The 27,000-nt window shown below is 67.2% G+C and carries 20 protein-coding genes, 3 tRNA genes and 1 pseudogene; 18 read left to right on the plus strand and 6 right to left on the minus strand.

What is annotated here, in order from left to right; translation table 11 throughout:
* The first annotated feature begins 53 nt into the window (after positions 1 to 53).
* Positions 54 to 2,447, plus strand: a complete 2,394-nt coding sequence (locus tag NIBR502772_RS04585; protein ID WP_141139266.1) for an excinuclease ABC subunit UvrA — start codon at positions 54 to 56, stop codon at positions 2,445 to 2,447.
* 114 nt (positions 2,448 to 2,561) lie between these two features.
* Positions 2,562 to 3,191, plus strand: a complete 630-nt coding sequence (locus NIBR502772_RS04590) for a copper resistance CopC family protein (protein ID WP_141139267.1) — start codon at positions 2,562 to 2,564, stop codon at positions 3,189 to 3,191.
* Here NIBR502772_RS04590 and NIBR502772_RS04595 read toward each other — a convergent pair.
* Positions 3,188 to 3,820, minus strand: coding sequence for an FAD-dependent oxidoreductase (locus tag NIBR502772_RS04595; RefSeq protein ID WP_104063146.1), 633 nt, complete (start codon positions 3,818 to 3,820; stop codon positions 3,188 to 3,190). The genes NIBR502772_RS04590 and NIBR502772_RS04595 overlap by 4 nt on opposite strands.
* Before the next feature lie 417 nt (positions 3,821 to 4,237).
* Here NIBR502772_RS04595 and NIBR502772_RS04600 point away from each other — a divergent pair, with 417 nt between their 5' ends.
* The 5 genes from NIBR502772_RS04600 (at position 4,238) to NIBR502772_RS04630 (ending at position 11,586) form a co-directional block, all read left to right on the plus strand.
* Positions 4,238 to 5,275 (plus strand): universal stress protein, encoded by a 1,038-nt coding sequence (locus NIBR502772_RS04600; protein WP_104063147.1) that lies wholly within the window; start codon positions 4,238 to 4,240, stop codon positions 5,273 to 5,275.
* A gap of 25 nt (positions 5,276 to 5,300) precedes the next feature.
* Positions 5,301 to 8,039 carry a PEP/pyruvate-binding domain-containing protein gene (locus NIBR502772_RS04605; RefSeq protein ID WP_141139268.1) on the plus strand — a complete coding sequence of 913 codons (2,739 nt, stop codon included), beginning with the start codon at positions 5,301 to 5,303 and terminating at the stop codon, positions 8,037 to 8,039.
* A 100-nt stretch (positions 8,040 to 8,139) separates the two neighbouring features.
* Complete coding sequence (locus NIBR502772_RS22690) at positions 8,140 to 9,618, plus strand: hypothetical protein (RefSeq protein ID WP_246848695.1); 1,479 nt, start codon at positions 8,140 to 8,142, stop codon at positions 9,616 to 9,618.
* Positions 9,619 to 9,692: 74 nt separating this feature from the next.
* A complete protein-coding gene (locus NIBR502772_RS04625; protein ID WP_141141933.1) occupies positions 9,693 to 10,649 on the plus strand; it encodes an ABC transporter ATP-binding protein in 957 nt (318 codons plus the stop codon).
* Positions 10,650 to 10,779: 130 nt separating this feature from the next.
* A complete protein-coding gene (locus tag NIBR502772_RS04630; protein WP_210412439.1) occupies positions 10,780 to 11,586 on the plus strand; it encodes an ABC transporter permease in 807 nt (268 codons plus the stop codon).
* A 62-nt stretch (positions 11,587 to 11,648) separates the two neighbouring features.
* Here NIBR502772_RS04630 and NIBR502772_RS04635 read toward each other — a convergent pair whose 3' ends face one another.
* The 3 genes from NIBR502772_RS04635 to NIBR502772_RS04645 form a co-directional block, all read right to left on the minus strand.
* Positions 11,649 to 13,064 carry a C40 family peptidase gene (locus tag NIBR502772_RS04635; RefSeq protein WP_141139270.1) on the minus strand — a complete coding sequence of 472 codons (1,416 nt, stop codon included), beginning with the start codon at positions 13,062 to 13,064 and terminating at the stop codon, positions 11,649 to 11,651.
* A 210-nt stretch (positions 13,065 to 13,274) separates the two neighbouring features.
* Entirely contained in the window at positions 13,275 to 14,195 is a 921-nt protein-coding gene (locus tag NIBR502772_RS04640; RefSeq protein ID WP_141139271.1) for a cation diffusion facilitator family transporter, read from the minus strand.
* A gap of 10 nt (positions 14,196 to 14,205) precedes the next feature.
* Positions 14,206 to 14,634 carry a metallopeptidase family protein gene (locus NIBR502772_RS04645; protein ID WP_141139272.1) on the minus strand — a complete coding sequence of 143 codons (429 nt, stop codon included), beginning with the start codon at positions 14,632 to 14,634 and terminating at the stop codon, positions 14,206 to 14,208.
* 72 nt (positions 14,635 to 14,706) lie between these two features.
* Here NIBR502772_RS04645 and NIBR502772_RS04650 point away from each other — a divergent pair, with 72 nt between their 5' ends.
* On the plus strand, positions 14,707 to 15,333 hold the full coding sequence (locus NIBR502772_RS04650) for a class I SAM-dependent methyltransferase (RefSeq protein WP_210412388.1): 627 nt from the start codon (positions 14,707 to 14,709) through the stop codon (positions 15,331 to 15,333).
* A gap of 6 nt (positions 15,334 to 15,339) precedes the next feature.
* Here the strand turns inward: NIBR502772_RS04650 and NIBR502772_RS04655 are convergent, their stop codons facing one another.
* Together NIBR502772_RS04655 and NIBR502772_RS04660 are read right to left on the minus strand one after the other, a co-directional pair.
* Positions 15,340 to 16,284: a DMT family transporter gene (locus tag NIBR502772_RS04655; protein ID WP_141139274.1), complete on the minus strand. Its 945-nt coding sequence runs from the start codon at positions 16,282 to 16,284 to the stop codon at positions 15,340 to 15,342.
* 53 nt (positions 16,285 to 16,337) lie between these two features.
* Positions 16,338 to 17,383 (minus strand): annotated as a pseudogene (locus NIBR502772_RS04660) (PHP domain-containing protein).
* A gap of 167 nt (positions 17,384 to 17,550) precedes the next feature.
* On the opposite strand from NIBR502772_RS04660, the gene NIBR502772_RS04665 reads away from it, so the two are divergent.
* From NIBR502772_RS04665 to NIBR502772_RS04710, 10 genes are all read left to right on the plus strand, one after another.
* A tRNA-Glu gene (locus tag NIBR502772_RS04665) sits at positions 17,551 to 17,623 on the plus strand.
* A 90-nt stretch (positions 17,624 to 17,713) separates the two neighbouring features.
* Positions 17,714 to 17,787 (plus strand) — tRNA-Asp (locus NIBR502772_RS04670).
* 48 nt (positions 17,788 to 17,835) lie between these two features.
* Positions 17,836 to 17,911, plus strand: a tRNA-Phe gene (locus NIBR502772_RS04675).
* A 378-nt stretch (positions 17,912 to 18,289) separates the two neighbouring features.
* Entirely contained in the window at positions 18,290 to 19,393 is a 1,104-nt protein-coding gene (locus tag NIBR502772_RS04680) for a LacI family DNA-binding transcriptional regulator (protein ID WP_246848696.1), read from the plus strand.
* A 78-nt stretch (positions 19,394 to 19,471) separates the two neighbouring features.
* On the plus strand, positions 19,472 to 21,145 hold the full coding sequence (locus NIBR502772_RS04685) for an ABC transporter substrate-binding protein (RefSeq protein WP_141139275.1): 1,674 nt from the start codon (positions 19,472 to 19,474) through the stop codon (positions 21,143 to 21,145).
* A gap of 109 nt (positions 21,146 to 21,254) precedes the next feature.
* Positions 21,255 to 22,232 carry an ABC transporter permease gene (locus tag NIBR502772_RS04690; protein ID WP_141139276.1) on the plus strand — a complete coding sequence of 326 codons (978 nt, stop codon included), beginning with the start codon at positions 21,255 to 21,257 and terminating at the stop codon, positions 22,230 to 22,232.
* Between the two features lie 8 nt (positions 22,233 to 22,240).
* Positions 22,241 to 23,266, plus strand: coding sequence for an ABC transporter permease (locus NIBR502772_RS04695; RefSeq protein ID WP_141139277.1), 1,026 nt, complete (start codon positions 22,241 to 22,243; stop codon positions 23,264 to 23,266).
* Positions 23,263 to 24,225 carry an ABC transporter ATP-binding protein gene (locus tag NIBR502772_RS04700; RefSeq protein WP_141139278.1) on the plus strand — a complete coding sequence of 321 codons (963 nt, stop codon included), beginning with the start codon at positions 23,263 to 23,265 and terminating at the stop codon, positions 24,223 to 24,225. Before NIBR502772_RS04695 ends, NIBR502772_RS04700 begins: the two co-directional genes overlap by 4 nt.
* Positions 24,222 to 25,274, plus strand: a complete 1,053-nt coding sequence (locus NIBR502772_RS04705; protein WP_141139279.1) for an ABC transporter ATP-binding protein — start codon at positions 24,222 to 24,224, stop codon at positions 25,272 to 25,274. The genes NIBR502772_RS04700 and NIBR502772_RS04705 overlap by 4 nt, the downstream gene beginning before the upstream one ends.
* Positions 25,271 to 26,830, plus strand: coding sequence for a glycoside hydrolase family 32 protein (locus tag NIBR502772_RS04710; protein WP_141139280.1), 1,560 nt, complete (start codon positions 25,271 to 25,273; stop codon positions 26,828 to 26,830). Before NIBR502772_RS04705 ends, NIBR502772_RS04710 begins: the two co-directional genes overlap by 4 nt.
* The last annotated feature ends 170 nt before the right edge of the window (positions 26,831 to 27,000 follow it).

Raw genomic sequence — 27,000 nt, forward strand, 5'->3', positions numbered from 1 at the left:
CGCCTAGAATGTCTGTCAGGAACCTCACAATGCCTAGCAATGTTGGAGACACCATGACTACTGACACATCGACAGTCCAGCAGCTCCCCGCGACCCACGTTGCCGACAGCCACGATCTGATCAGTGTGCAGGGCGCCCGGGAGAACAATCTCAAGGACATCAGCATCGAGATCCCCAAGCGGCGCCTGACGGTGTTCACCGGGGTGTCAGGATCGGGCAAGAGCTCACTGGTGTTCGCGACGATCGCGGCGGAGTCCCAGCGCATGATCAACGAGACCTACAGCGCCTTTGTGCAGGGGTTCATGCCTAACCTGGCGCGGCCCGACGTGGACCACCTCGACGGGCTGACCACGGCGATCATCGTTGACCAGGAGCGGATGGGCGCGAACCCCCGTTCCACGGTGGGCACTGCCACGGACGCCAACGCCATGCTCCGGATCCTCTTCAGCCGGCTGGGCACGCCGTACGTCGGGCCGCCCACGGCATTTTCCTTCAACGTCCCGACGCGGAAGGCCAGCGGTGTGATGAGCACCGAGAAGGCCGGCGGCCGGGTGGAGAAGGCCGTGGTGCAGAACGTTGTCTATCTGGGCGGCATGTGCGCGCGCTGCGAGGGTATGGGCTCGGTCTCCGACTTCGACCTCACGGCCTTGTACGACGACAGCAAGTCGCTCGGCGACGGTGCACTGACCGTCCCCGGGTACAGCATGGACGGCTGGTACGGCCGGCTGTTCGAGGGCATGGGACTCCCGATGGACAAGCCGATTGCCACGTTCACGAAGAAGCAGCTTGAGACGATGCTGTACTCCGAGCCCACCAAGATCAAGGTTGAGGGCATCAACCTCACGTTCGAGGGCATCATCCCGAAGATCCAGAAGTCCATGCTGTCCAAGGACGTCGAGGCGATGCAGCCGCACGTGCGGCGCTTCGTGGAGAGTGCCATCACTTTCCAGGCCTGCCCCGAGTGTGAGGGCACGCGGCTCAGCCCCGAGGCCAGGTCCTCAAGGATCCAGGGCAAGAACATCGCCGACCTCTGCGAGATGCAGATCAGCGACCTGGCCGAGTGGGTCCGCGAATTCGACGAGCCGTCGGTTGCGCCGCTCCTCAAAGGCCTGCGGCACCTCCTTGACTCGTTCGCCGAGATCGGGCTGGGTTACCTCTCCCTCGACCGCCCGGCCGGCACCCTCTCCGGAGGAGAGGCCCAGCGCACCAAGATGATCCGGCACCTGGGGTCGTCCCTCACGGACGTCACCTACGTCTTCGACGAACCCACCATCGGCCTGCACCCGCACGACATCGAGCGGATGAACCAGTTGCTGCTGCAGCTGCGGGACAAGGGCAACACCGTGCTCGTCGTCGAGCACAAGCCCGAGACCATCGCCATCGCGGACCACGCGGTCGATCTCGGTCCCGGCGCCGGCACCGCGGGCGGCAACGTTTGCTTTGAAGGCAGCGTGGAGGGGCTGCGCGCGAGCGACACCATCACCGGCCGCCACCTCGATGACCGGGCCAAGGTCAGGGAATCAGTCCGCAAACCGTCCGGCGTCCTTGAAGTGCGTGGCGCCTCCACGCACAACCTGCAGAACGTGGACGTCGATGTTCCGCTCGGCGTGCTGTGCGTGGTGACGGGTGTGGCCGGTTCCGGCAAAAGCTCGCTGATCCACGGCTCCGTGGCGGGACGCGACGGCGTTGTGGTGATCGACCAGGGCGCCATCAAAGGCTCCCGCCGCAGCAACCCCGCCACGTACACGGGCCTGCTCGAGCCGATCCGCAAGGCGTTCGCGAAGGCCAACGGCGTGAAGCCGGCACTGTTCAGCTCCAACTCCGAAGGTGCCTGCCCCACCTGCAACGGCGCGGGCGTCATCTTCACCGAGCTCGGCGTGATGGCCACCGTCGAGTCCACGTGCGAGGACTGCGAGGGCCGGCGGTTCCAGGCGTCAGTGCTGGAATACACGCTGGGCGGCCGCAACATCTCCGAAGTGCTGGCCATGTCCATGACAGAGGCAGAAGTGTTCTTCAGTGAAGGGGAGGCCCGCACGCCCGCCGCCCACAAGATCCTGGGCCGGCTCGTCGACGTCGGGCTCGGTTACCTGACGCTCGGCCAGCCGCTCACCACCCTGTCCGGCGGCGAGCGGCAGCGCGTCAAGCTGGCCACGCAGATGGCCGAGAAGGGCGACGTCTACGTCCTCGACGAACCGACCACCGGCCTCCACCTCGCCGATGTCGAGAACCTGCTGGGCCTCCTTGACCGGCTTGTTGAGTCCGGCAAATCGGTCATCGTCATCGAGCACCACCAGGCGGTCATGGCGCACGCCGACTGGATCATCGACCTGGGTCCCGGTGCAGGGCACGACGGCGGCAAGGTCGTTTTCGAGGGCACGCCCGCAGAGCTTGTGGCCGCCAAGTCCACGCTCACCGGCAAGCACCTCGCGGCTTACGTCGCCGGCTGAATGCCCGTGCCCGGGAAGAGTGCGCGGGAAACGTGCCTGGGAAGCGTGTGCTGCCGCTGCCCATGGAAGTTCGCCTAGGCTTGAAGGACGCCAACCCTAGGGAGCAGTACACCCATGCGATCCATCCGCCGCCAGTTGCTGAGCGTTGTGCTCGGGACCTTCGTTCTCGCCGCCGCGCTGCTGGGGGTTTCGGCCCCGGCGTCGGCACATGATGCCGCCGAGTCCAGCAGCCCCGCACAGGGCGCCACGGTGGCCACAACGCCGGAACAGGTCTCCGTCACCTTCAACAAGAACCCGCTTGGCATCGGCGCACAGTTCTCCGTCAAGGATTCCGCCGGGGCTGAGTGGGCGGACGGGGCTGTGGAGATCGTGGACAGCACTGCCACCCAAAAGCTCAAGGCCGGTGCTCCGGCGGGGGCGTACACGGTGGCCTGGCGGGTGGTCAGCTCGGATTCCCACCCGATCGAGGGGACGTTCGGCTTCACGGCGACCGCCGCGGCGGCGGGAGCCGCGCCCTCGGGAACATCGTCGGCGGGAGCATCGCCGTCGGCCGCTGTTCCCACGATGGGAACCGCGCAGCCGGGAACCGTGGCAGCTCCGGCCCCGGCAGAAGACGCGTCCGAACCGTTCCCCTGGAGCCTGGTGATCTTTGCCGCAGTGGCCGTCGGGCTGCTGGTGGCCATCGGCATCCTCGCGAAGCGCCGCCTCGACGCAGGCAGCGACGACGAAACCGAACAAGCCTAGACGGCGGCGGCGCTTTCCGGGTGGACCGTGGCCTGGACCGTTGCTGAAATGGCCTGGCCCACGGTCTTCGCCTGACGCAGGACTTCCTTGGGTGAGGGCGTGATGAGCTCGCCCACTCCTACGAGGTAGATGCCGATCTGCCGCATGGCTGCCACCAGGTTGCGGCCAACTGTGATGCCGAAGTCGCTGAGCATGCGCCGCAGCTGGCTGTGCGCGCACCGGGTCAGCACAATGTTGTCAGCCAGCAGGATTCCGTTGGGCGTATGGACTTCCCATTTGCCGGACGGGGAGCCCGCAGCTGTTCCCGCAGTATTTCCGCCTGGTGCGCCGCCCACCATGGTCAGCTGAACCGCCCGGGTGGTGTTGCGGACATCCATGTGGTGGCTGGCGGCGTAGTTGCGCAGATGGCGGAGGATCTCGTTGCGCTCCCGGAGGGAGTCGGAGTCGGCTGCGTCGCAGCGCTGCAGTGAAGCGGTGTTGGCCGGTTGTCCGGCGCCGAGGATGTCGAGCCCGTCCACCACAATCGCGTCCACGCCGCGGCGGCGCAGTTCTGCGCCAACAGCCAGGCCTGAGAGCCCCGTGCCGATGATCACCGTGGTGGTCCGTTCGGTCCCGCCATTCAGAGGCATGCTTGACACTACAGTTTTCCTCCTTCAAAGGCTTCGGATGCAGGCAGCGTTGCCCCGCATGCGTTCCGTTACCCCCAAAGTCCGGCCGCAGCACCGGCCCGGGACGCTCCTGAATTGGGCGTCGGCGGACCGGCAGTGCCTCGAAGACTACAGAACATTCAGGGCCGTGGATAGCCCAAACACAAACATTCTTCTTATCGTTGAATTCGGTTGCCACTCCGTTTGCCACGGGCTGTGGATAACCCGCCATCCAGCGGTCCGCAGCCGCTTGCTAAGTGTCTGCGGACCGAGAATAGTGAGAAGCGGAAGCAGGGTTCTCCAGCCCGTCGGGGCGCACATCGCGGCCGGTGCGGGCGGAGGGCGCCGCTTCTGGCAGAATAGCCGCAACATAAGGCAGTATCGCGAGGAGGCGGCCCGATGGGCGCACAAGAGATGCATCCGGATCCGGAACAGGACCGGGCCGGAAATTCGGCTGCTCCGGTGGGAATTGTTGTGGGGGTGGATGGTTCCGACCATGGCCAGTGCGCTTTGGTGTGGGCTGCCCGGGAAGCCGAGCGCCGCCGTCGGCCGTTGCATATTGTCACCGCGTATTCAGTGCCGATCTTTGCGGCGTCCGGGCTGGACGGCGGGTACGCCACCGTGGATGATTCCGTGATCCGCGAGGGCGCTGAAGCGATCGTCAAGCAGGCGCTGGACAAGGTTTCGGGCTACAACATCGAAGTTGACGGCTCCGTGGAGAACGGCGACGCTTCAGGCGTGCTCCTGGAAATGTCCGAGACAGCCGATCTGCTGGTGTTCGGCACCCGCGGCCGCGGCGGATTTGTGGGACGCCTGCTGGGCTCGGTGAGCAGCGCCCTGCCGGCTCACGCCAAGTGCCCCACGGTCACGGTGCCACTGGTGTGTTCGGACCGGCTGGGCGAAACCACCGAAGACAAGCGCATCAGGGCCGAGCAGGCCAAGCCGGGGCACAAGCAGGTCGAGAACGTTGTGGTGGTGGGCGTGGACGGGTCCGAACAGGCACGCATCGCCGTGCTGGAGGCTGCGGACCAGGCTGAACGGCTCGGGGCAACCCTGCGCGTGATCTGTGCGGTGCCGCAGTTCAGCGGCTCGCTGGCCTGGGTTCCGGCCCCCATGGACCGCAAAGCCCTCTTCGATGACATCCGGGTCCAACTTAACGCCGGGATGGCCTGGCTCAAAAGCCACTACCCCAACCTTTCCGTGGAGTCGGAACTGCTGGACGGTTCGGCCGTGGATGTTCTCGTTGAGGCCAGCCGGCACGTAGAACTGGTGGTTGTGGGCACCCGGGGCCGTGGCGGGTTCACCGGCATGCTCCTGGGCTCCACGTCCGGCGGCGTGCTCCACCACGCCAAGAGCCCGGTCCTGGTGGTTCCGGACCGCGACGATCCGCGGCTGGCGGACCGGGCGCAGTTCGGACCGATCCCCGGCGCAGCCTGACCCATCACCTTCCGCAGCAGGAGGCATGAAAATGCCTGACACCGGCAGTTCGTCTCCCATCCTCGGATTGGAGGCGGTCACCGCAGCAATGGTTCCCCTGGTGGGTGGCAAAGCGGCCAACCTGGGGGAGTTGCTCGCCGCCGGCCTGCCCGTGCCTGACGGATTCTGCCTCACTACGGAGGCCTACCGCCAAGCGATCGCGGGCCACGCGCATCGAACGGACGGCATGCTCGCCGACGTCCACTCTGCTCTTCAGGCAACGCCCGACGGCGACCTCCCCGCCCTGGCGGCGCTGGCGTCCCGGGCCCGGGGTATCATCCAAAACGCCCCGGTCCCCACCGAGGTGGCCGCCGCCGTCGAACAGGCCTATGCAGCCCTGGGGGACAACGTTCCGGTGGCCGTCCGGTCCTCAGCCACTGCGGAGGACCTTCCGTCGGCGAGTTTCGCCGGCCAGCAGGACACTTATCTGAACGTGGTGGGCGCTGCCGCCGTCGTGGAAGCCGTGCGCAACTGTTGGGCCTCGCTCTGGACGGACCGGGCGGTCAGCTACCGGGCAAGCCGGGGGATCGACCCGGCCGCGGTGGCGCTGGCCGTGGTGGTCCAGCGGATGGTGGATGCCACCGCCGCCGGTGTGCTTTTCACCGCGAACCCGCTGACGGGCCGCCGGAAGCAGGCCGTGATCGATGCCAGCCCGGGTTTGGGGGAAGCGGTGGTGTCCGGGGCCGTGAACCCGGACCATTTCGTCGTGGACCCGCTCACCGGGCGCGTGCTGGAACGCCGGCTTGGAGACAAACGCATCGCGGTCCGGCCCATCCCCGGCGGCGGCACACGGACTCTGGCCATCAGCAACGGCGGGGCCGCGGCGTGCCTGACGGACAAGCAGGCCGCCGAACTTGCAGCCTTAGGCCACCGGGTGGAGGGTCACTTTGGCTCGCCGCAGGACATTGAATGGGCCATTGCCGGCGATGGTCATTTCTGGCTGACCCAGTCGCGGCCCATCACCACGCTGTTCCCCGTACCGCAGCGGGCCGCCGGCGGGGAGGGCACGCGCGTTTACCTTTGCTTCAGCCTGGCGCAGGGCCTGACCCGCCCCATCACGCCCATGGGCCTGGCAGCCTTCCGGCTTATTGCCTCTTCGGTGGCCCGCGCGGCGCAGTTCGATGTGCCCGAGCCGCGCAAGGGTCCGTCCCCTTACGCAGCGGCGGGGCAACGCATCTACCTCGACCTGACCGCCGTAGCCCGCAGCACCACCGGCCGGCGGATCATCCCGCGCGTCTTTGACGTGATGGAAGCCCGGTCGGCCACGGTGCTGCGCCGGGTTTTCGAGGACCCGCGGTTTTCCGTGACGCGCAGGACGCCGCTGGGTTTGCTGCGGCACGTGGTCCCGGCTGCGGTGCATGCCAGGGTGCCGGAGACGCTGCTTCGGGCCGTTTTCCGCCCGGACGCGGCCCTCCGAAGGACCAACCGACGGGCGCGCGAGTTCGCCGACTCCCTCGAACCGCCCGCCGGCCTCACCCCGCTGCAGCGCCTGGACCACGTCGAACACGTACTCGGCACCCGCATCTTCTCGGTGGTGCCGTCCATCCTGCCGCTCCCGGCTCTTGGGTTCGCCGCCCTGGCGCTCGCCGGAAAACTGCTGGGCGGCGGCCGGTGGGATGACCTGCAGGTGGTGCTCCGCGGGCTGCCCAACAACGTCACCACGGAGATGGACTTGGAGCTGTGGCGCCTCGCCCAGGTGATTAAGAACGACGGCGGTTCCCGCGCCGCCGTGACGGACCGGAAACCCGCCGAGCTGGCCGAAGACTTCCGCGCGGGCCAGCTGCCCGCGGTGCTGCAGTCCGGGCTGGCGCGGTTTATGGGCCGGTACGGTCACCGGGCGGTGGCCGAGATTGACGTTGGCATGCCGCGCTGGTCTGATGACCCCACCCATATCCTGGGTGTCCTGGCCAACTTTCTCCGGCTGGAGGGTTCCGCGCTGGCGCCGGATGTCCAGTTCAGCAACGCCGCCGAGGAAGCGGACGCCTGCGTTGACCGTCTCGTCGCGGAGGCGCGGAGCCGCGGCCGGCTGCGCGGAACGGTGGTCCGGGCCGCGCTGCGTCGGGCCAGGCTGTTCGCCGGGCTGCGCGAGCTGCCCAAGTACCAGCTGGTGGTGGGCCTCGCCGAAGTGCGGAAGCAACTGGCCTTGGCCGGCGCGGCTCTGGCTGCGGCAGGGGTGGTAGCCGACGCGGATGACGTCTTCTTCCTGGACCTGGATGAAGCCCGGACCGGCCTCGATTCGGGAGCAGCCCGCCGCGCCGGAAACGCTGACCTCCGGGACCTGGTGGCGCAGCGGCGCGCGGCCTACGCCGTGGAACTTGAACGGCGCCACATACCCCGGGTGCTGCTGTCGGACGGCACGGAGCCGGAAGCCATTCCATCCGGCGACGCTGTGACGGCATCCAAGGTGCCGGGGGCACTGAGCGGGAGCCCGGCGTCGGCCGGTGTTGTCACAGCGGCCGCCCGTGTGATCCTGGACCCGGTGGGTGCGCATCTGGAACCGGGAGAAATCCTGGTGGCGCCGTCCACGGACCCCGGCTGGACGCCGTTGTTCCTCACCGCGGGCGGACTGGTGATGGAGATGGGCGGACCAAATTCGCACGGGGCCGTGGTGGCGCGGGAGTACGGCATCCCGGCGGTGGTGGGCGTCCCGGACGCCACGCTCCGGCTCTTCACCGGGCAGGAAATAACGGTCGACGGCGGCGCCGGAACCGTGGTGCCGTCGTAGCCGGAGTGCCCCTCGGCATGACTTCCAGACGGGGACGTGTGCCGCGGCGGTCCCCAGGCGTAACCTGAAGTATGGGCTCCAAGGATGAAGCGGGGCTGGCATGAACCGCGCATGGCTGCGCTGGGTGCCTGCCGCAGCTGTACCCGCAGTGATCGCCGCCGGTGTGCTGGTGGGATCCATTCCGGCGCGGGCCGGCGATCCGCTGCCACAAAAGTCTCCGGCTGAGGTCCTGACCCTCCTGGGCCAGCACAACACCAGGTCATTCTCCGGAACAGTACAGCAGTCCGCCGAGCTGGGCCTGCCCGAACTGCCGGCCGCAGGTCCCAGCTCCGGACCGGTGTCGGCCGGCGGGGCCGCGTCGGTCGTGGAGTTCCTGACCGGCGAACACACCGCCCGGATCTTTATGGACGGGCCAACCAAGATGCGGGTCCAAGTGATGGACCGGCTGGCTGAACGCGACGTCATCCGGCGGGACAACGACGTGTGGTTCTACAACTCCAAGGACAACAGCGCCGCCCACCTGGCCCTGCCGGCGTTCGCCAGCGACCTGCCGCTGCCTGTGCCCGGAGTTCCCGCCCTGCCTGAACCTCCCGCCCTGCCTGAACCTCCCGCACTGCCTGAACCTCCTGCGCCGCCCGGCGACCTGCCGGGCCGGGACCTGCCGGGTCCGGATCTTCCGAAGCCCGACTTGCCCTTGCCCATCCTGCCCGGCGAGATCCTGCCCGGCCCGCCAGTGCCCCCCGTAATGCCGACGCCCGAGGATCTGGCCCGGAAGTTCCTCGCCGTCGTGGACAGTTCCACCGAGGTGACGGTGGGTCCGGACGTCGAAGTCGCCGGCCGGTCCGCCTACAGCCTGGCACTGGCGCCAAAGACTCAGGGAACACTGCTTGAGAAAGTTGCCATCGCCGTCGACGGCGAGACAGGAATGCCACTGCGCGTAACTGTGGTGGCACGCGGCCAGGCGGAACCGGCTTTTGAGGCCGGCTTCACCAGCCTGTCCCTGGCAGCTCCGGACGACTCCGTGTTTACGTTTGTTGCCCCGCCGGGCGCGACGGTCAAAGAGCTGCCAGTGCCGCCCGTCCCGTATATGCCCGGCAGGCCAGCCCTCCCGCCCGCGCCCGGAGGGATTACGCCCGGAGTGGTTCCAGACAGCGGCCCGGACCAGCCTGCGGCCCCGGACCAGCCCACCCCGCCGGACCAGGTTCCTCCGGACGCGGTTCCCCCGGACCAGCCCACCGCCGTGCCGGACCAGCCCGCCGCCCCGCCGAAGCAGGTCCCCGCCCCGGACAAGGTTCCCGGCAGCGACGCCAGCCTGCGGCACCGTGATGCACCGCGGCCCACGGTGACCGGCAAGGGCTGGGAAACCGTGATCGGGTTCCCCGCGGCACCCGGCGGGCAAGGGGCTGCCTGGACTGAATCCTTGCTGAAGGATCCGCTCCTGTCCCAGGCCGCCGTCGTCGTTCCCGGCGGACGGCTCCTGTCCACGGCACTGGTCAACGTCCTCCTGACGGACGACGGCAGGGTCTTTGTGGGGATGGTCCCGGCCGAGCGGCTGCAGGCCGCCGCCGGCGCAGCGTGACCGCGGCCGGGGGGACGGCTGCCGCCGGGATAGCCGCGGCCCGGACCCCTTCCGCAGGGAACGGGACAGCCGGGCTGACCATCGAGACCCAAGGCCTGACCAAGCGTTTCGGCCACCAGCTGGCGGTCGACAACGTGGACCTCGCCGTTCCCCACGGCTCCGTGTTCGGGTTCCTGGGCCCCAACGGGTCGGGCAAAACCACCACCATCCGGATGCTGCTGGGCCTTGCCGCGGCGTCGGCCGGAACCGTCAGCGTCCTGGGCCTGCAGATGCCGCAGCGCCTGCACGATGTCCTGCCGCGCGTGGGTGCGCTGGTGGAGGGGCCGGCGTTTTATCCGTTCCTTTCCGGCACCGCCAACCTGCACCGCCTGGATGCTGCCAGCCGGCATGCGGCGCCCGGTACCCGGACTGCCCGAGTGGCCGCCGCGCTTGAGCGGGTGGGCCTCTCACACGCCGCCGGCAAGCGTGTCCACGCCTACTCCCTGGGCATGAAGCAGCGGCTGGGGATCGCCAACGCATTGCTGTCGCCGCGGGAACTGCTGGTGCTCGATGAGCCCACCAACGGGCTGGACCCGCAAGGAACACGGGAAGTGCGGAGCCTGGTCCGGTCGCTGGCCGCCGACGGCGCCACCGTCTTCGTCTCCAGCCACCTCCTGGCAGAAGTGGAACAGATCTGCACGCACGCGGCCATCATGAGCGCCGGGCGGCTGGTGGCCCAGGGGCCGCTGGCGGAGCTCCGCCAGGCCGGTGAGACCCGGATCCGACTGTTAACGCCCGACGCCGGGACGGCCAGTGAGGTCCTGCTGCGGTTGGGTATGTCCCCGGAGAGAAGCCCTGAGGCCAGGACGCCTGAACCGGACGGGGACGTGCTGACCGCCGCCGCGGCTGCATCCCGGCTGGCGGCCCCGGAGGACATTGTGGCGGAGCTCGTGGCGGCCGGGGTGCGCGTGCGGGGCTTTTCCGTTGAGCGGGAGAGCCTGGAGGAGCGCTTTGTGGCGCTGACGGGGGAGGGGTTCGACATTGCCCAATAGTGCTTCCGACGCCGGCGGTTTCCCTTCAGCCAGCAGCGCTCCCGATGCCCGCAGTGGTTCCGAAACCAGCAGTGGTTCCGATGCCACCAGCGGTTCTGGGCTAAGGGGCGCTCCAGATGCGCCGTCCAGCCTGTCCCTGCTGGCATCTGAGCTGAAGACGCTGTTCCGGCGTCGCCGGACCGCGGCCATGCTGCTGGCGCTTGCCGCGATACCGGTGCTGATCGCCGTCGCCGTCCGGCTCTCGTCATCCGTTCCTCCCGGAAGGGGACCTGCCTTCTTGGACCGGATCAGCCAGAACGGGCTGTTTGTCGCGGTCACGGCGATGCTGGTCTCGGTGCCGCTGTTCCTGCCCCTGACCATTGGCGTCGTGGCGGGCGATACCATTGCCGGCGAGGCCAGCCTGGGCACGCTGCGGTACCTGTTGGTGGCGCCCGCCGGGCGTGTGCGCCTGCTGCTGGTGAAGTACGCGGGAGCGCTGGCGTTCTGCCTGGCCGCTCCCGTCACCGTTGCGCTGGCCGGGGCAGCGATCGGAGCTTCGCTCTTTCCTATTGGGCCGGTGACCCTCTTGTCCGGCGACGTCGTCCAGCCCCCCGAGGCCGCGCTGCGGCTGGTCCTGATTGCTGCCTACCTTGCGGTATCCCTGGCAGGACTCTCGGCGATCGGCCTGTTCCTGTCCACCTTGACGGTAGTTCCGGTGGGCGCCATGGCCGCCACTGTGGTGCTGTCAGTGGTCTCGCAGGTCCTGGACCAATTGCCGCAGTTGGAATGGCTGCACCCTTGGCTGTTTACGCATTACTGGTTCGGCTTCGCGGACGTCCTGCGCCAACCGGTGCTGTGGGACTCTTTTGCCAGCAACGCGCTGCTGCAGGCGGGCTACATCGCTGTCTTCGGGGCGCTCGCCTATGGCCGGTTCGTCACCAAGGACGTTCTGTCCTGAGGCTGGATGCCCTGAGCCTGGATGCGCTGCGCCTGGAATCCCGGGCCGGAGCCCTGGCCCGGTCAGTAGCGGGCTGCGTAAGGGTGGAGCTGCATCCCCGCCATCCAGCTCAACTGGGTCACGCCGATGCCCTCGTCCGGATTCAGCGCCTGCACCACTTGGCCATTCCCCAGGTAGATCGCCACGTGATAGAAGCCCGGCGCTGAGCCCCAGACCAGCAGGTCTCCACGCCGCGCCTGGGAGATCGGCACGTGAACGGGAGCTGCCGCGTACTGCTGGGCAGCGGTGCGCGGCAGGTACTTGCCGGCGGCGGCGAAGGCTGTCTGCACGAGGCCGGAGCAGTCAAAGCCGTTGGGGCCGGTCCCGCCGTACTCGTAGAAGTACGGCGGCCCCACCTTGGACATCGCCACGGAGATGGCAGTCTCATTGGAACCGCCCGGCGATGGGGCTGGAGCCGGGGTTGGCGCAGGCGCTGGTGCAGGCGCTGGGGCCGGCGCAGGTGCAGGTGCAGGTGCAGGCGCGGGTGCTGGAGCCGGGGCTGGTGCAGGCGCGGGAGCTGGCGCCGGTGCTGGAACTGGGGCGGGTGCCGGTGCGGCAGGCAGGTTCCCGCCAGCGGCCGGTCCGGCTGCGGGCCGGTCTGGCGCTGCTTGGGCCGCAGCCCGATCAGCAGCCGCAGTCAGTTCGGCGAGCCTGGCGTCCTCGCGCTGCCTGTCCAAGGCGTCAATGCGAGCCGATTCGAGGGCAACAGTGGTGTTCCGCAGCTGGGCCAGCTGATCCACCAGGATTGTCCGCTGCGCCGCGGCTTCGGCTACGGCCTTGGCCTGGGTGGCGTTGGCCTGTTCGGCCTCTTCCTTGCGGGCTTGTGCCTTCTGGGCGGCGTCATCGGCGGCCCGGTTGGCGTCGTAGGCGGCCGCCGTCAGGGACTGAGCCGCGGACGCTGCGGAGGCGGCTGCTTCGAAGGCGCGGCTCCGGCTGGCCGAAATGGCTTCCAGCGTCGCGGCCTGGTGCAAAGCTTCGGCATTGCCGCTGACGAAGGTGCCCAGCGTCGGGTTCAGCCCGCCGTTGCGGTAGAGGTCGCCGGCGAGCTGGCCTACCTGCTTCCGGGTCCTGTCCTGATCTTCCTTCGCAGCAGTGGCCTTGGCCGTGGCCACTTCAGCAGCCGTCCTGCGGTCCTGCAGTTCAACCAGGGCTTCGCCGTAGGCGTTGTTGGCTTGCAGCGACAAGGCAAACGTGGCTTGCTGGGCGCTGGTGGCGTCGGCCAGGAGGCGTTCGATGACGGCGACCTGATCCGCCGTCGCGCGTTCACTCGCCTTGGCTGTGGCGATGTCCTCCGGGGTGGGAAGTTCCGGCGACGCCGGACGCTGGACTGTTGGAGCCTGCGGTAGCGGCGCTGCCTGGGCGGGGAGGGTCATGGTGCCGAAAAGTACGACGGCGGTGCACAGTACGGCGGCCTTCAGGCCGGATCCGGTCAAACCCATTCGCAGAACCTCGCACGCAGTAAGGCTGGGGGAGCGAGGTCTGGTGGCGGCACAAGGAGCCCCTCTGCTGATCTCCCAGCAGTCCGAGGCTACGTGAGCGTGTGCACTTTGGCAACACTGGTCACATCAATAACATAATCAACAAGAGTGCGATTCCTGCGCATCCGGACCGGCGTGTCGCGGAATCGGCTCCCGCTCCCCAACGCCCTACTACGCGTGCTGGCGCGATTCGTGTTCCGAGTGGCTGGCGGGTTCCAGCTGGAAAGTGCAGTGCTCAGTGTCAAAGTGGGAGCCCAGGCAGGTGGTGAGCTTGTCCAGGAGCTGGTCGGCGCCGCGGGCATTAAGGACGCCGTCTTCCACCACCACGTGGGCCGAAAACACCGGCACGCCGGACGTGATGGTCCAGATGTGGATGTCATGGACGTCAACCACTCCTTCAACGCTGAGGATGTGTTCGCGGATCATCTGCACCTCCACGCCTTTGGGGGTCGCCTCCAGGAGGACGTCCACCACATCGCGTAGCAGGCTCCAGGCCCGCGGCAGGATCATCAGGGCGATGACCACGGAGGCGATCGTGTCGGCGGCCTGGTAGCCGGTGAACATGATGACCAGTGCAGCAACGATGACGGCGACTGAGCCCAGCAGGTCGCCCAGCACCTCGAGGTAGGCGCCCCGGACGTTCAGGCTGTCCTCGTGCGCGCCGCGCAGGATCAGCAGCGAGACCAGGTTGGCCACTGCTCCCAGGATGGCGGCGAAGAGCATGATGTCGGTGTGGACCTCGGGCGCCGAGCCGATCCGGCGGATGGCCTCAGTGAAGATGACCACCGAGATGACAACCAGGATCAACGCGTTCGCCAGGGCAGCCAGGACCTCGGCGCGCTGGTAGCCGTAGGTCCGCTGATCGCTCGCGGGGCGTCCTGCAATCCAGGCGGCCAGGAGCGCGATGGTCACGCCTGCCGCGTCGGAGAGCATGTGGCCGGCGTCCGCCAGCAGGGCCAATGAACCGGACAGTGCCGCCCCGATCACCTGGACCACCACCACCGCCAGGGTGATGGCCAGGACGGCGATGAGCCGTTTGCGGTGGCGGCCTGTCGCCGTGATCCCGTGTGTGTGGCTGTGGTCGTGTCCCATGCCTACAAGGCTAGTCCCAGCCGAGCTCGTGCAGCCGCCGGTCGTCGATGCCGAAGTGGTGGGCGATCTCGTGCACCACCGTCACAGCCACCTCCTGGATCACCTCGTCGCGGGACCCGCAGATGTCCAGGATGGGCTGGCGGAAGATGGTGATCCGGTCCGGCAGCGAACCGGCATCCCACCATGAATCCCGCTCCGTCAAGGGAACGCCCTCGTAGAGGCCCAGCAGCACGGTGTCCGGATCCTCTCCCGGGCCGGGCGCATAGTCGTCCTCGACAAACACCGCCACGTTGTCCATGGCCGCCGCAAGCTTTGCAGGGATCAGGCCCAGGGCATCCGTGACGGCGGCCTCGAAATCGTCAGCGGACATCTCAAACGGACCGGACTCTTGCGGGCCATCCGGGATGATGGGCAGGCCTGGCGGCAGGTGGGCGGGCATAAGCAGACTCTAGTCCGCAGCCGGGTTGGCGCGCATACTGATACCGTCCCTGACCGCCCTATGAGGAGCCGGATGTCCGTTCACCATCGCCTTTTTGCCGCCACTTACGACGCGTTGTCGGCCTCTGTGGAGCGCAGGGAGCTCGCTCCGCGCCGGGCGCGGCTGCTTTCCGGGCTGACGGGAACCGTGGTGGATGTCGGCGCCGGCACCGGGGCGAACCTGCGGCACTTCCGCGGCGCTGAGCGGGTCATCCTCGTGGAACCGGACCGATACATGAGGGCAAGACTGAGCGCCCGACTTGGGGAGTCGTCGGTTCCGGTGGAGGTTTCCGACGCCGATGCGGAGCACCTGCCGCTGCCGGACGGCGCGGCGGACGCCGTGGTGTTCACCCTGGTGCTGTGCTCGGTGCCGGATCAGCGGCTTGCCCTGTCGGAGGCCCGCAGGGTGCTCAAACCCGGCGGGACTCTCGCGGTGCTGGAACATGTCCGCGGACAGGGCCGGGCGGCCCGCTGGCAGGACCGGCTGGACGGTTTTTGGGGCGGCTGCGTGGCGCCCGGGTGCCACCTCAACCGGAACACGGTGGCATCCATCGGCGAGGCCGGGTTTGAATTCACGGAAGTCAGCAGATTGGAGGCCCCGGCTGTTGCCCTGGCCACGCCGATCATCGCGGGCACAGCAGTGAAGCGATCGGAACCCTGAGAGCCCCTACCGGGACCTGCGGCGCGTCAGGCCCACGCCCACCAGGCAGACCACCCCGCCCACGAGGCCCAGCACGGCGGGGACTTCGCTGAGGACCAGCCAGGAGATCAGGATGGTGGTGCCCGGCACCAGGTATGTGGTGGCCGCCAGTTTTCCGGCGTCAATCAGGGACAGTGCGTAGGCCCAGGTAGTGAAGGCGATGGCGGTGGGGAAGACGCCCAGATACACCAGGCCCAGTGTTGCCGGCAGCGGGGCGAACTGCAGTTCGGACACCAGCTGGCCGCTGAAGGGCAGGCAGCAGACCGCCCCCACCATGATGCCGAACCAGGTGGCCTGGCCCGCCGGGAACTTCCGCAACACCGGCTTCTGGATGATGACGCTGACGGCGGCGAGCACGGCGGCAAGGAGGCAGAGCAGCACGCCCGCCACATCCGCCGTCGAACGTTCCCCGGAACCTGAGCCGGATCCGAGCGCGATCAGAGCAACCCCGCCGAACGCCACCAGGCTGCCGATAATCAGCCAGCGCGGGAAGCCCTCCTTCAGGAAGAAGCCGGCCATGATGGCAACGAGGATGGGGTTGACGTTGATCAGCAGCGCGGCGGTCCCGGCGTCCAGCAGGTGTTCCGCCGCGTTCAGGGCCACGTTGTAGCCGCCGAACCACATCACGCCGTACCCCAGGATGGGCCACCATTCGCGGCCTTGCGGCAGCACTCTGCTCTTGGCCAGCTGCGGCAGCACCAGTGCACCGAGCACGACGGCGGCAACCGCCAGCCTGCCCAGGGTCAGGGATCCGGGGGAGAAGGTGGGGCCGATGGCCCGGATCCCCACGAACGCCGAAGCCCAGAGCACTACGGTGACCACCACGGCGGCGACGCCGAGCGCGTTAGTGCGGCCAGGTGGTGGGCGAAGCGCCGTTGTTGTTGCTGCGCTGGGAGGGGTGCTTGAAGCCATGCTGCCAATCTATCCCCGGGGCGACGCCGGCGGCTGGCGGGAATCGGTCACGTCTAGTCGAGTTTCTGCCAATCCCGGGCCGACCACTCCAGCAGCCGTTCCAGGGGCCAGGTGGTCACGATGCGCTCCGCGGGAATGTTGTTGTGCGCGGCGCGGCAGCCCCGTACTGGAGGAAGTCGAGTTGGCCCGGAGCGTGGGCGTCGCTGTCGATCGAGAACAGGCAGCCGGCGTCGAGGGCAAGCTGGATCAGGTCATCCGGCGGGTCCTGCCGCTCGGGGCGGGAGTTGATCTCTACCGCCACGTTGTATTCCGCGCACGCCGCGAAGACCTCCCGGGCGTCGAAGTCCGATTGCGGACGCGTGCCGCGGGAGCCTTCCACCAGGCGTCCGGTGCAGTGGCCCAGCACGTTGGTCCGGGGGTTCTGGATGCCCTGGAGCATCCGCCGCGTCATGGTGGCGCGGTCTGCCCTGAGCTTCGAATGGACACTGGCCACCACAATATCCAGCCGCGCCAGCATGTCCGGTGACTGGTCCAGTTCGCCGGATTCCAGGATGTCCACCTCGATGCCGGTCAGGAGCCGGAATCCGTCCTTCTTGCCGTCAACTGCGGCGGCGTTGATGGTAGCCACAACGTCGAGCTGTTCGGTCAGGCGCTCGGCGCTGAGCCCGTTGGCGATGGTCAGGTTGGGGGAGTGGTCCGTCAGGGCCAGGTACTCGCGGCACAGCAGGCGCGCGGCGTCTGCCATGAGCTCGATGGGGGAGCCGCCGTCGGACCAGTCGCTGTGGCTGTGGAGGTCGCCGCGGAGTGCTGCGTGGAGCTCGGCCCCGCCGTCCGCCAGGGGCGCCGCGCTGCGCTGGCGCAGGTCCTCAAGGTACTCGGGCACGTCGCCGTCCACTGCCTGCAGGACCACCTGGTAGGTCCTATCGCCGATGCCTTTCATGCTCTTGAGCCTGCCGTCCCGGGCCCGGGCAGCCACCTCGGAAGGATCAAGCCCGGCGATGATCCCCGCCGCCTTCCGGAAGGCCTGGACCTTGAACGTGGCAGCGCGTTCCCGTTCCAACCAGAAAGCAATTTCATTGAGTGCGGCGACGGCATCCATCTGTCCATCTTCGCCTGTTCCGGCCGCTTCAGTCAGGTGTCTGCGGGCCGATTTTGAGTTATTCCCGCCGAGGCCCTATAGTTTTAGAGTCCAGTTCGGAGCAACTGCAAAAGACAAGACTGAGAGCCTCGGCTCGAAGCCTTTTATTTTGTGCCGAACGGGTTCTGGCCCCCATCGTCTAGCGGCCTAGGACACCGCCCTTTCACGGCGGCGGCACGGGTTCGAATCCCGTTGGGGGTACGCAAGGAACTGGTCTGGCAGGCTGAAAACGTCTGGTAAGCTGGAAGCCTTGAAAAAAGCGGTAGCGATGCCGCAAAGCAAGAAAATCAAGGCCCTGTAGCGCAGTTGGTTAGCGCGCCGCCCTGTCACGGCGGAGGTCGCGGGTTCAAGTCCCGTCAGGGTCGCTCTGATTGCCGGAAGAAATTCCGGCGGTCAAGGTGACATGTCACCTAGGCTCTGTAGCTCAGTTGGTAGAGCGTTCGACTGAAAATCGAAAGGTCACCGGATCGACGCCGGTCGGAGCCACCACTGGGAAGCATCAGTTCTTCGGAACTGGTGCTTTTCTTCTTTAACCGCATCATCGATTGCTCCGTGGTGGCCCGTTTCTCTCCCCTTCGACGCGCCCCCGTCCCTTCGACGCGCAAATGCTCCTTCGACGCGCGTATTCGGGCGTCGCCAGGTCTTTTCCGTGTCCGTGGCGAATTTGCGCGTCGTAAAGGAAGCCCGCACCGGGCGCCTGACCCGGCGAGGCCGAGCACGCGGCGTTCTGAAAGTTCTTCACGCCAGCCGTTGACAGGATCCTACTAACGCGCGTAATCTAAATCACACGTCGCAGGTAACGCGCGTTAGTTAAAAGAATCCGGCCCGTCACCTGACGGGCCCCACGCAGAAGTCCCGGAGCATTCAATGGCGAACAGCACCCAACCCGCACCGGCAGCGAAGACAAACGCAGCCGGTACGACGGCGGCGGTCCCCACAAACCGTGGCGTCACCATGGCGGACGTGGCCAAGCACGCCGGAGTGTCCCGCACCGCCGTTTCCTTCGTCCTCAGCAACCGGGAGAATGCCAGCGTCTCGCAGGAGACCAAGCATCGCATCCTCGAAGCGGTCCAGACGCTCGGCTACCGTCCCAACGCCGGCGCCCGGGCCCTGGCCTCCCAGCGAAGCGACTGGTACGGCATTGTCACGGAGATCGTCACGGCACCGTTCGCCGTCGACATCATCAAAGGCGCGCAGGACCAGGCCTGGTTGGACCGCCGGTTCCTGCTCATCGCCCCTTCAGACCAGGCCGATGCCGTAGGACCCAACCAGGGGATGGAGGATGCAGCATTTGAAAAGCTGCTGGAGCAGAGGGTGGAAGGGCTTCTGTATGCGGCCACCTTCCACCGGGGCGTGCATGTTCCGAAAAGCGCCAATGAGGTGCCCACTGTCCTTATCAACTGCTTCGACGCGGACGGGAAGCTGCCCTCGATCGTCCCGGACGAGCGTGCCGGCGGGCGCGTCGCCGTCGAACGTTTGCTCCAGGCCGGCCACTCCAGGATCGGTGTCATCAACCTGGATCCGAACATCCCCGCCGCCATCGGGCGTTTGGAGGGGTGCCGCGAAGCACTCGCCGGGGCAGGGCTGGAACTCGATCCTGATCTTGTAGTCCCGGGATACGCGACGGCGGACGGCGGCTACGAGGCAGCCTGCCAGATTCTTGACAAATATCCCGCCGGGGCAGGCAGGCCAACCGCACTGTTCTGCCTCAACGACCGGATGGCCATGGGCGCCTACGACGCCATCAAGGAGCGCGGGCTCGCCATCCCCCAAGACATCGCCGTGATCGGCTTCGACAACCAGGAACTCATTGCGGCCTACCTCAGGCCGAAACTGACCACGGTTGCGTTGCCCTTCGAGGAGATGGGTGCGCTGGGTGTCCAGACACTCGCAAGCCTTACAGCAGGACAGCCGATCATCGCCCATCAGCAAATGGTCGACTGTCCGCTGCTAGAACGCTTTTCAGTCTGACGGCAAATCATTACCTGAAAAGCAAACCCCAACCACACCTTCACCTTCAGCGATGAAGAGAGGAAAGAGATACCCATCATGACACAACAGCGATTCTTCAGGGCTGCCCGCATCACGGCGGCCAGCCTGGCCGTAGGGGCCCTACTGCTCACCGGCTGCTCAGCCAACCAAGGCACAACGGGAGCCACCGGCGCCTCGGCCGAGAGCGCATTCCTGACCATTCCCCGCGAGGACATGGGCACGTTTGTCCAGAACTTTAACCCCTTCGCACCCACGGTGAACCCGATGGTGCAGCAGTCGATCTACGAGTCCCTTCTGATCTTCAACCCGGCCAAGGGAGACACCGTGCCGTGGCTCGCCACGGAGTGGCAGGCGGCCGGCGACGGCAAGTCCATCACCTTCACCCTTCGCGACGGCGTGAAGTGGTCCGACGGGAAGCCGTTCGTCGCCGAGGACGTGGCCTACACGTTCGAACTGCAGAAGAAGATCAAGGGCGGCTATGAATACCTCGAAACGGTGACCGCCGAGGGCGCCAACAAGGTCACCTTCAGCTTCAACAAGCCCTGGTCGCCGGCCCTCTACGACCTGGGCCAGCTCACCATCCTGCCCAAGCACATCTGGTCCGCACTTGCCGACCCTGGCAAGGACGCCAACGCCACGCCTGTGGGTACCGGCCCGTACACCGAGGTGGACAGCTTCCAGGCCCAGTCCTTCGTGCTGAAGAAGAACCCCAACTACTGGCAGCCGGAAAAGCAGAAGATCGCCGGCATCAAGATGCTTGCTTTCGCCGGGAACGACGGCGCCAACCTTGCCGCCGCGAACGGCGACGTCGACTGGGCGCCGCAGTACATTCCGAACATTGAAAAGACCTTCGTCTCAAAGGACAAGGAACACCGCCAGTACTGGTTCCCCGCCACGGGCGCGATGATCAACTGGCAACTCAACACCACCAAGGCACCCTTCAACGACGTTGACGTCCGCAAGGCACTCAGCATGGCCGTGGACCGCGACCAGGTGACCAAAATCGGCATGAGCGGCTACGCGAAGCCGGCCGACTGCACGGGCCTTTCCGGCAACTATGAAACGTGGAAGAACGCCGCCGTCAAGGACAACTGCACGTGGACCAAACTCGACGTGGACGCCGCGAACCAGCTGCTGGACAAGGCCGGCCTTGCCAAGGGAACCGACGGCAAGCGCACGCTGAAGGACGGCAAACCTTTCGAGTTCAAGATCTCCGTGGGCGCTTCTTCGTCCGACTGGCTCTCCGTGGCCAACGTGATTTCCCAGAACCTCGCCGAGGTCGGCGTGACCGCCAAGGTTGACTCCCCGGACTGGGCCGCGGTTGTAGCCGGCTACGAGACGGGCGACTTCGATTCGGGCATCGTCTGGAGCGCCAACGACCCCAGCCCGTACAAGTACTTCAACACCTCCATGGGCACGACAACGGTCAAGCCGGTGGGCACCAAAACCTTCGACAACTACCACCGCTTCGGGGACGCCAAGGCAGACGCGCTGCTCGCCGAGTTCGCCGCTGAGGCCGACGAGTCCAAGCAGCAGGACATCGCCGACAAACTCCAGGAAGAATACAACGACGTCGCACCCTTGGTGCCGCTGTTCTCCGGCCCGGAATGGGGCGCCTTCAACGACACGCGGTTCACCGGCTGGCCCACCCAGGACAATCCCTACGCGACCCTCTCGGTGAAGTCGCCCACGACGGTCCTGGTCCTGACGTCGCTGGAACCGCGCAAGTAACCATCTTTCTCGCGGCCCACCCGCCGCCACTTTGATCCGCACACCCGGCGCTGTTTCCGGCGCCGGGTGTGCTCCCAAACTTTCCGTAATTCCCGAATGGAGGGAAACCGTGCGCTTTATCCTGCGCCGCCTGGGTTTCTACCTGATTGCCTTCTGGGTGTCCATCACCCTGAATTTCCTGCTCCCGCGCTTTATGCCCGGCGACCCCGTCTCCCGGATGTTCGCCCGGAACCAGGACCGGATGCAGCCCGAACAGATCGAGCAGCTGCGCAAACTGCTCGGCGTGGACGACCGGCCCCTCTGGGAGCAGTACTTCGGCTACCTCCAGAACATGCTGACCGGCCAGATGGGGGTTTCCATGTCCCGCTTCCCCGCTCCCGTCACGGAAGTGATCGGCTCGCAGGTGGGCTGGACGCTCCTGCTGGGCGGGACCGCACTGGTGATCGCCGCCGTCGTGGGCAACCTGCTGGGAATCCTGGCAGCGTGGCGCCGCGGGGGAGCCGTTGACTCGGCGCTCCCGCCGCTGCTGATCTTCATCGGTTCCTTTCCCTACTTCTGGCTCGCCATGGGCGCCCTCTACCTGTTCGGCGTCACGCTGGGCTGGTTCCCCATCCGGCACGCCTTCAGCGACACCATCGCGCCGAGCTTCAGCTGGGAGTTTGTGTCCGACGTCGGCATGCACCTGGTACTTCCTGCCCTCACCATCGTGCTGGTGTCGATCGGCGGCTGGATGCTCGGAATGCGCAACACAATGATCGCCACCAACGCCGAGGACTACATCACCATGGCCGAGGCAAAGGGCCTGCGTCCTGGCCGGATCATGTTCCGCTACGCCGCCCGCAACGCGATGCTGCCGTCCGTGACCGCCTTCGGCATGAGCCTGGGCTTTGTGGTGGGCGGTGCCCTCCTGACCGAGGTGGTGTTCGCCTACCCGGGCGTCGGCTACCAGCTGCTGGCCGCCGTGCAAGGACTCGATTATCCGCTCATGCAGGGCCTGTTCCTGACCATCACGGCCGCCGTGCTGCTGGCCAACTTCCTGGTGGACATCCTCTACGTCCGCCTCGACCCGCGCGTGCGCAGCAACTAGGACTGATCATGACCACTTCCATCGCAAACACCGCTTCCAGCCTGCCCGGCGAGACCCTCGCAGATCCGCTCACCGGCAAAACGCCCGACGGCGGTGCCGGGCTTCCGCCTGCGGTTTCCGTCCGGCAATCCAACCGGAGCCTCCTGCACGGGCTGCTGACCAACAAGAAGGCCATGACCGGCGCGGCCATCTTGTTTGTCTTCATCGCGCTGGCGCTTCTGGCCCCGGTGCTGTTCCCGGACAACCCGTCCAAGATCACCGGCATGGCATCACAGGAGCCCGACGCCGAATTCTGGCTGGGCACCACGGCCAAGGGCCAGGATGTCCTGGCCCTGACCATCCACGGTTCCCGCAGTTCGCTGTTTGTGGGCCTGACCGTGGGGTTCGCCTCCACGTTCATCGGCATCCTGGTGGGCCTGGCCTCGGCGTACTTCGGCAAGTTCATCGACGAGGCCCTGTCCCTCACCACCAACGTGTTCCTGCTGCTGCCGGGCCTGCCGCTACTGGTGATCCTGGCCGCATTCCTGCCGCCCGGGCTCGGCACCGTCATCCTGGTCCTGGTGGTCACCGGCTGGGCCGGCTCCGCCCGGGTGCTGCGCTCACAGGCGCTGTCCATCCGGTCCAAGGACTTCGTGGCCGCTGCCGTGGTCACCGGCGAACGGCCGCTCAGGATCATGTTCGGCGAAATACTGCCGAACATGGCCTCCATCGTGATGGGCACGCTGCTGGCCTGCATCATCTACGGCATCGGCGCCCAGGCCGGCCTGGAGTTCCTGGGCCTGGGGGATGTCAGCACGGTCTCGTGGGGCAACAACCTCTACTGGGCCGGCAACGAAGGTGCGCTGCTGACCGGCAGCTGGTGGGTCTTTGTGCCGTCCGGCGTGTGCATCGCGCTGGTGGCCTTCTCCCTGGCGCTGATCAACTACGCGGTGGACGAAGTCACGAATCCCCGCCTCAGGAAAATCAAGAAACCCAAGCCCGTCAAACCCCAGCCCACCAAGCCCGTCCCCACCGGAAAGCGAGCAGCGGCATGACCGTCTCCCAGACCTCCCTCGGCTCGCACCAGCCCGTCCTGGAGATTAAGGACCTCACCGTGAAGTACCGCGGCGACACCCGGTCCACCACCGCCGTCGACCGCGTCTCCTTCAGCATCGGCGCCGGCGAGATCTTCGGCCTGGCCGGCGAATCCGGCTGCGGCAAATCCACCATCGCGAACGCCATCATGCGGCTGCTGCGCGACCCCGCGGAAATCGCAGGCGGCAGCATCCGCTTCGGCGGCAGGGACGTCCTGGCGCTGGACAAGGAAGAGCTCCGCCGGTTCCGCTGGCAGGACGTGGCCATGGTGTTCCAGTCGGCCATGAACTCGCTCAACCCGGTGATGACCATCGGCGACCAGATCGTCGACATCTTCACGACGCATGCCGGCTACTCCCGCAAGGAGTCCCTGCGCAGGGCCGCCGAACTGCTGGAACTGGTCCGGATCGATCCCGCCCGGCTGAAGTCCTACCCGCACCAGCTGTCCGGCGGCATGCGCCAGCGCGCGGTCATCGCCATGGCCGTGGCGCTGAAGCCCTCGCTCCTCATCCTCGACGAGCCCACCACAGCCCTGGACGTGGTGGTACAGCAGGAAATCATGGCCCAGATCAAGGACCTGCAGCATCAGCTGGGCTTCTCCGTCCTCTTCATCACACACGACATGTCCCTCATGGTGGAACTCTCGCACCGGATGGCGGTGATGTACGGCGGCAGGATCGTGGAAACGGCCAAGTCCCGGGACATCCATACCGCCCCGCACCACCCGTACACGCAGGCGCTGATGGGAGCGTTCCCACCCCTGACGGGACCTCGCGTGCCGCTCACCGGCCTGGCCGACGGCGTGAAGTTCAGCAACATCGCCGACCTCCGGGAAGTAGCTCCCGGGCATTTCGTCGCCCCGGTTTCCCGGGATCAGACAGTCCAGAACCAGCCTGCCCTGGAAGGAGCCCACTCATGAGCAAGCACAGCGAAACACCGGCCCTGGACGCCCCGGCCCTTGAGGTACGGGGCCTGGTGAAGGATTTCCACAGCGGCGGCCTGTTCTCCCGGGCCACCGTGCGGGCCCTCGGCGGGGTGGACCTGAGCATCGGCAGGGGCGAAATCGTGGCCCTCGTGGGGGAGTCTGGCTCCGGGAAGAGCACCCTCGCCCGCTGCATTGCACGGCTGGAACGGCCCACCTCCGGCCAGATCCTGCTGGACGGCAAGGACGTCCTGAAACGGGACCGGTTCCAGGCATCCAAGGAATACCGGGCACAGGTGCAAATGGTGTTCCAGGACCCCTTCGGCTCCCTGAACCCGGTCCACAGGATCGAACACTTCCTGACTCGTTCCCTCACCGTGCACGGAAAAGCCGGGACCCCGGACCAGCTGCGGACCAGGCTGGACGAACTGATGACCACCGTGGGACTCACCCCGGACATGCTCAATTCCTACCCGCATGAGCTCTCCGGCGGCCAGCGCCAGCGCGTGGCCATCGCGCGGGCCCTGGCAGTGGAACCCGAGGTGATCCTGGCCGATGAGCCCACCTCCATGCTGGATGTTTCGGTCCGGATCGGCATCCTCAACCTGCTGCGCGGGCTCCGGGACGAGAAGGGCATCTCCATGCTCTACATCACCCACGACCTCGCTTCGGCGCGCTACCTCGCCGACCGCATCGCCGTGATGTTTGCCGGTGAACTCGTGGAGGAAGGTGAATCGCTGGACCTCCTGGCGAACCCGGCCCACCCCTACACCCGCCTGCTGGTATCGGCCGTACCGGACCCGGCCCGCACCGGATCCTACGATCCGGCCGAGCGGGCCGAGCTGCGGGCGGCGGTGATGGAACCGGCGTCGTGCGCTTACGACGGCGACCCGCAGCAGCGCTGCTCCTCCGCCGAACCCGTGCGGCACCAGGTGGGCGATCCTGCCCACCGGCACTGGGTCCGCTGCCACCTGTACCGGCCGCCGGCCGCCGCAGCCGGCCACGCGCTGGCGACCGACCCCCTGGAAGAAAGGGTTTCCGCATGACCGGCCTGACCCATCCGCTGGCCACCGTGCCGCAGGACGAACTCGTGGTCCGCGCCGAGGCGGACCCGCACCGGCCGCGCTTCCACTTCGTCTCGCCAGCGGGCTGGCTCAACGATCCCAACGGCGTCAGTCAGTGGAACGGCACCTACCACCTCTTCTACCAGTACAACCCCGAGGGCGCCTTCCACCACCGCATCCTGTGGGGCCACGCCACCAGCACGGACCTGGTCACCTGGACGGACCAGCCAATCGCGCTGGAACCCACGGACGGGCAGGACTCGCCGGACGCTGACGGCTGCTGGTCCGGGGTGCTGGTGAACGACGGCGGCACGCCCACCCTGGTGTATTCTGGCCGGCGCGGGGAACACGAACTTCCGTGTGTGGCCGTCGGCTCGCCGGACCTGCTCACCTGGACCAAGGTCCCGGAAAACCCGGTGATCGCCGCCCCGCCGGCCGGGGTGGACGTCACCGCCTACAGGGACCACTGCGTGTGGCGCGAGGGCTCCCGCTGGCGCCAGCTGGTGGGCTCCGGCATCCGGGGCCGGGGCGGCACGGCGTTCCTCTATGAGTCGGCCGACCTCCGGACTTGGGACTACATCGGGCCGCTGTTCATCGGCGACGCGTCCGCCGGCGATCCTGCGGCGACGGACTGGGAAGGCACCATGTGGGAGTGCGTGGACCTGTTCCGCGCCGGCCCCGGGGTGCTCGGTTCCGACGGCGGTGCGGCCGACGATGTGCTCGTCTTTTCCGCCTGGGACGACGGCGACACCCGGCACCCGCTGTACTGGACCGGGCGGTATGCCGGAGATTCGTACACCCCGCGGCAGCTGCGCCGGCTGGATTACGGGGGCAGGTACTTCTACGCGCCCCAGTCATTCGCCGACGACGCCGGCCGCCGCGTGATGTTCGGCTGGCTGCAGGAGGGCCGGACGGACGAGGCGATGGTGGAGGCCGGCTGGTCCGGCGTGATGAGCCTGCCGCGCGTGGCGACCCTCGACTCCGAAGGGGAACTGGCCTTTGCGCCCGTCCCGGAGATCGAGTCGCTCCGCCGGGACCACATCATGATCGGGCCGCGCGAAGTGGCCGGCTGCGACGTTCTCGCCGGCGTGTCCGGCAACCAGCTGGACCTCGAACTGGACGTTGAACTGGAGCCGGGGAGTGTCTTCCGGCTCGGGATCCTGGCTTCCGGCGCTACTCCGGCCGGAACCCAAAGCCCCGCCGAGGAGACGGTCATCGAGGTGGGCCGCGCCGCTGGAGGCAGCGGGGAATCGTGGCTGCGGCTGGACCGCTCGGGCAGCAGCCTGGACCACTCTGTGGATGCGGAGGAGCGGTCAGGACCGGTAAAGCTTCCCGGCGGCAAACTCCACCTTCGGGTCCTCGTGGACCGCTCCGCCGTCGAGATCTTCGCCAACGGCAAGCCCCTGACCGCCCGGGTCTATCCCACCCTTGGCGGGACAGCCGTGCGGCTGTCCGCCGACGGGAACGTGCGCCTGCGGCGGCTCGACGCCTGGCGGATGGACGACGTTTTTCGGGGGCCGCGCCCGCTGTTCCCCTAGCCACCCACTGCCGCCCGGCACCCCATCGCTTGCTCCGTAGCGGCCCTTTTGGGGCTTCAAAACGGCCGTTACGGAGCAACCGATGGGGAAAAGCAGGCAAACGGCACGTGAATCTTCTCACCAAAAGAGATTCGAACCGAAACATTTGACGCTGGCAAACCAATGTGTCA

It is taken from the genome of Pseudarthrobacter sp. NIBRBAC000502772 (assembly GCF_006517235.1).
GTDB lineage: Bacteria > Actinomycetota > Actinomycetes > Actinomycetales > Micrococcaceae > Arthrobacter.